General features: G+C 66.9%; 4 protein-coding genes. All 4 read right to left on the reverse strand.

Annotated features, from left to right (window positions below):
* Positions 1-104: 104 nt before the first annotated feature.
* A complete protein-coding gene (locus QM682_RS18340; RefSeq protein WP_415132375.1) occupies positions 105-1,205 on the reverse strand; it encodes a lysine-2,3-aminomutase-like protein in 1,101 nt (366 codons plus the stop codon).
* 54 nt (positions 1,206-1,259) lie between these two features.
* Positions 1,260-2,759 (reverse strand): amidophosphoribosyltransferase, encoded by a 1,500-nt coding sequence (purF, locus tag QM682_RS18345; protein ID WP_415132379.1) that lies wholly within the window; start codon positions 2,757-2,759, stop codon positions 1,260-1,262.
* 140 nt (positions 2,760-2,899) lie between these two features.
* A complete protein-coding gene (locus QM682_RS18350; protein ID WP_415132377.1) occupies positions 2,900-3,499 on the reverse strand; it encodes a CvpA family protein in 600 nt (199 codons plus the stop codon).
* A gap of 42 nt (positions 3,500-3,541) precedes the next feature.
* A complete protein-coding gene (gene radA / locus QM682_RS18355) occupies positions 3,542-4,906 on the reverse strand; it encodes a DNA repair protein RadA (RefSeq protein WP_415132381.1) in 1,365 nt (454 codons plus the stop codon).
* Between the last annotated feature and the right edge of the window lie 160 nt (positions 4,907-5,066).

Consider the following 5,066-nt stretch of genomic DNA (forward strand, 5'->3'; position numbering starts at 1 on the left):
ACTCATGCCATGGAATTACAAACCCTGAACGGCCTCAACTCCGCGCTTACGATCAATGGACGAAAACCCGTCACGGTTCTCGGAAAAATGGCCCTCTTTCTTGCCTAAATATCCTCGGGGGGTCTGGGGGGCGAAGCGCCCCCGGAAACGCCTTCGGCCGTTCGGGCTGCGGGGTCGTGGTATTCGTGCCAGTCGCCGCGCCAGTCGCGAATGCGCCAGCGCCCGGCTCCAAGCGCCTCGACATGGCCTGGTCCCAGGGGCGTCTTGCCGTATCCGCCGGGCAGATCCAGAACATAGCTGGGCAGTGCCGTGCCCGAGATCCGCCCGCGCAGCGCATCCATGATCGCCTGTCCTTCGGCGATCGAGGTGCGGAAATGGCTTGTGCCGCGCGCCAGATCGCAATGGTGCAGGTAATAGGGCTTCACACGGTTGCGCAGCAGGGCGCGGAACAGTTCCGCCAGGACCTGCGGATCGGCGTTCACGCCCTTCAAGAGCACCGTCTGGGACAAAAGCGGCACGCCCTGATCCGCCAGCCGCGCCAACGCGCCGCAAGCCTCGGGGGTCAGTTCCTGTGGGTGGTTCGTATGCAGGACCAGCCAGACCGCCAGGCGCCTGGGCCGCAGCGCCGCGAGCATTCCCGCGTCGATGCGGCCCGGCGCAACGACGGGGATGCGTGTATGAAGGCGGACCAGATCGACATGGGCGATCGCTTCAAGCCGCCGCATCAACCCCTCCATCCGCCGGGCCGAGAGCACCAGGGGATCGCCCCCGGTCAGGATGACCTCATGGATGGCGGGGGTTCGGGCGATGTAATCCAAGGCCGCGGCAAGTTGCGGCTCGGGCAGGTTGCCTTCCTCGCCCACCACCTCGCGGCGAAAGCAGAAGCGGCAATAGACCTCGCAGGTCTTCGTCACATGCAGGATCACGCGGTCGGGATAGCGATGCGTCAGGCCCGGCACCGGGCTGAAGGCATCGTCTCCGATCGGGTCCGAAAGCTCTTCGGGGCGAACCTGCAATTCGCGGGGATCGGGCACGAACTGCGCGGCGATGCCGTCGTTCGGCCGCCGCGTCGCGGCCACCATGGCCGAGGACATGCGGATGCGGAATTCCCGCGCCACCGCCTCAAGCGCCTGCGCGTCATCGGCGGGGGCAAGCCCCCGCTCGATCATGGCGGCAACCTGGGTCAGGGGGCGGGAAGGGGTCATGGGAAAATCCCGAAAACCGCGCAATGCGCGGCATTTCAAGCGCAAAGGTTGGCCCTATTCGGCGGCGTGATTGGTGATCTCGGCCGCGGTTTCCGAACTGGGCTTCATACGGAAGCCACGTTCAAGCTGGTCGAAGGGCGCGACCGGATAATCGCCCGAGAAACAGGCGTCGCAATATTGCGGACAGGACTTGTCGCGGCCCTTGGCCTCGCCCGCCGCGCGGTAAAGCCCGTTCAGCGAGACGAAGGCCAGGCTGTCCACGCCGATCCACTCGCGCATTTCTTCCTCGGACATCTGGGCGGCCAGAAGCTTTTCGCGGTCGGGGGTGTCGACGCCGTAGAAGCAGGGCCAGGCGGTCGGGGGCGAGGCGATACGGAAATGCACCTCGGCCGCGCCAGCGTCCAGGATCATGTCCTTGATCTTGCGCGAGGTGGTGCCGCGCACCACGGAATCGTCCACCAGCACCACGCGCTTGCCGGCGACCAGCGCCCGGTTCACGTTCAGCTTCAGCCGCACGCCCATATTGCGGATCTGCTCGGTCGGCTCGATGAAGGTCCGGCCCATATACTGGTTGCGGATGATACCCATGCCGAAGGGGATACCGCTTTCATGCGCGTAACCGATGGCCGCAGGCGTCCCCGAGTCGGGAACCGGGCAGACCAGATCCGCCTCGACCGGGGCCTCACGCGCTAGTTCCACCCCGATCTGGCGCCGCGTCTCATAGACCGAGCGCCCGCCGATGATCGAATCGGGGCGCGAGAAATACACATGCTCGAAGATGCAGAACCGGCCCTTGGACGGGCCGAAGGGGCGCGAGCTTTCGATCTGCCCCTTCGAGATCACCACCATCTCGCCCGGATCTATCTCGCGGATGAACTCGGCGCCGATGATGTCCAGCGCGCAGGTCTCGGAGGAAAGCACGAAGCCGTCATCCCCGATCCTGCCCAGCACCAGCGGGCGCACGCCCAGGGGGTCGCGCACGCCGATCAGCTTGGTGCGGGTCATGGCGATGACGGAAAACGCCCCCTCGACCCGGCGCAGCGCGTCCTTCATCCGCTCGGGGATATTGCGCTGGATGGACCGCGCCATCAGGTGGATGATGCATTCGCTGTCGGAACTGGACTGGAAGATCGAGCCGCGCTCGATCAGTTCCCGGCGCAGCGCCATGGCATTGGTGATATTGCCGTTATGGGCGATGGCGCAGCCGCCCATGGCGAATTCGCCGAAAAAGGGCTGCACGTCGCGGATCGCGGTCGCGGCCTTGGTGCCGGCGGTCGAATAGCGCACATGGCCGATGGCCAGGGGACCCGGCAGCGTCTCCATCAGGCTTTGCTTGGTGAAGTTGTCGCGCACATAGCCGAAGCGATGGGCGCTGTTGAAGCCCTGCTCGGCATCGAACGAGATGATGCCACCCGCTTCCTGGCCCCGATGTTGCAGGGCGTGCAGGCCCAGGGCGACGAAATTGGCCGCATCCGTGACTCCGATCACGCCGAAGACGCCGCATTCCTCATGCAGGCGGTCGTGATCGAAGGGATGGGCAAGGAATGGCTGCATCATCACCGACTCATTGGGGGCTAGGGGAGGGCTGCTTGGCTGTGCTGGTCGCCGCCAACATAGGGACTGATACCGGCGAAGTCACGCCCCCCAGGGCGGCGGGGCGCATTTTCTGTGGCAAAGGAGCCGCGAAGGCCGCCTCAGTTCGAGGGCGCGGGCGTGGGTGTCGCGGGATCGACGGCCTGCGTCGGGCCGCAGCCGCGCACGAGCTGTTCATAGCGCGAGACGACCCAGCCCGGCGCATTGTCCGGGATCTGCCGGTCCATCTGGCCGCGCATGCTGGCGAAAACCTGGGCCGAGCGGGAGTTGTCGACCACCGCCACGGGCTGGCTGGACATCACCCGATCATAGACGATGAAGGCCACCGCCACCAGAAGGATGCCGCGCGCCACGCCGAAAAGGAATCCCATGCCCTGGTCGACCCCCCCCAGCGCCGATCGCTGCACGACCGAGGAAAAAAGCGGCGTGATGATCGAGAAGACCACGAGCGCCACGGCGAAGACCGCCGCGAAGGCGGCGATGGTGGCCAGTTCGCAACTCTCGCCCAGAAACTTGTTCAGTCCGGGCACCTGCGCGACCATGGGCCTGACCGTGGCCGCGAAAAGGAAGGCCAGCAAGGCCGCGCCGATCCATCCCAGGATTGCCAGCGATTCGCGTACGAAGCCGCGTGCATAGGCCAGGATCGCCGAGAGGATGATCACGGCGGCCACAATGCCGTCGATGATGGTGAAACCGTCCATTATCAAGCCCTTTCGCGGGTTTACCCGCGTTCTGGGGCGAGTTCATCCGGCACCGAATGTCTCGCCCACGAAACTCGTCAGATCCGGGGTGCGGTCGATCCGCATCCCGGCCGCGCCCTCGACCTTGGTGGCCGTGGGCAGGATCGCCCGTGAAAAACCAAGTTTCTGCGCCTCTTTCAACCTGTTTTCGGCCTGAGCGACGGGACGAAGCGCGCCGGAAAGGCTGATTTCGCCGAAAAGCACACAGTCGGCGGGTAGGGCGATGTCCTCGCGCGCGCTCAGAAGTGCCGCCGCGATGGCCAGGTCGGCCGCAGGTTCGGCCACCCGCAGACCGCCCGCGACGTTCAGGAAGACATCGACCCCGGCAAAGGGAATGCCGCAGCGCGCCTCCAGCACGGCAAGGATGGTGCTGACGCGTCCGCTGTCCAATCCCACCACCGTCCGGCGCGGGCTGGCCAGCGTCGAGGGGGCGACCAGCGCCTGCACCTCGGTCAGGACCGGGCGCGTGCCCTCGATCCCGGCGAATACGGCCGAGCCGGGGCTGGGCTCGCCCCGCTCGGAAAGAAACAGCGCCGAGGGGTTGGCCACCTCGGTCAGCCCGCCGCCGGTCATCTCGAAGACGCCGATCTCGTCGGCGGGGCCGAAGCGGTTCTTGTGCGCGCGCAGGATGCGGAACTGATGGCCGCGCTCGCCCTCGAAATAAAGCACGGTATCGACCATATGCTCGACCACGCGCGGGCCGGCGATCTGGCCTTCCTTGGTGACATGGCCGACCAGGATGATGGCGGTGCCGCGCCGCTTGGCGAAGGTCGTCAGCTCATGCGCGGTGGCGCGGACCTGGCTGACCGAGCCGGGCGCGGCCTCGATCTGGTCCGACCAGAGGGTCTGGATCGAATCGATCACGGCCAGATCGGGTCGCTCCGCGTCGAGCGTGGTCAGGATGTCGCGCAGCGCGGTCTCGGCGCCCAGCTGGACCGGCGCATCGCCCAGACCCAGCCGCTGCGCCCGCATGCGGACCTGGGCGCTGGCCTCTTCGCCCGAGACGTAGATCGCGCTTTGCCCGCGCCGCGCGAAGGCGGCGGCGGCTTGCAAAAGCAGGGTAGACTTGCCGATCCCCGGATCGCCGCCCACAAGAATGGCCGAGCCCGGCACCAGGCCGCCCCCCAGCACCCGGTCCAGTTCCGCAATCCCCGAGACCGCGCGCGGCGGCGGCGCCTCCTGCGTCTCCAGACCCGAAAGCGCGATGGCCTTGCCCTTGAGCGTGCCAAGGCCCCTGCCCGGCCCCTGCGACAGCGGCGCTTCCTCGACGATGGTGTTCCAGGCGCCGCAAGCCTCGCATTTCCCGGACCATTTCCGGTGCGTGGCGCCGCAGGCGGTGCAGGTGAAGGCGGTGACGGATCTGGCCATGGCGGATATGTGCCAGATCGCGCGGGCGGACGCCATGGGGGATGCCGCGCCGGCCGCGGCCGTGGCATGGGTATTTGGGAAACGAAGAAGGCTGGCGCCGGGCGAGGCGGGCGGGGCCGGTGCGTAGTGACGGAATGGGTTCCGGGACTGCCTAAGGCTC

Source organism: Paracoccus sp. (in: a-proteobacteria), from assembly GCF_047605025.1.
Classification (GTDB): Bacteria; Pseudomonadota; Alphaproteobacteria; order Rhodobacterales; family Rhodobacteraceae; genus Paracoccus.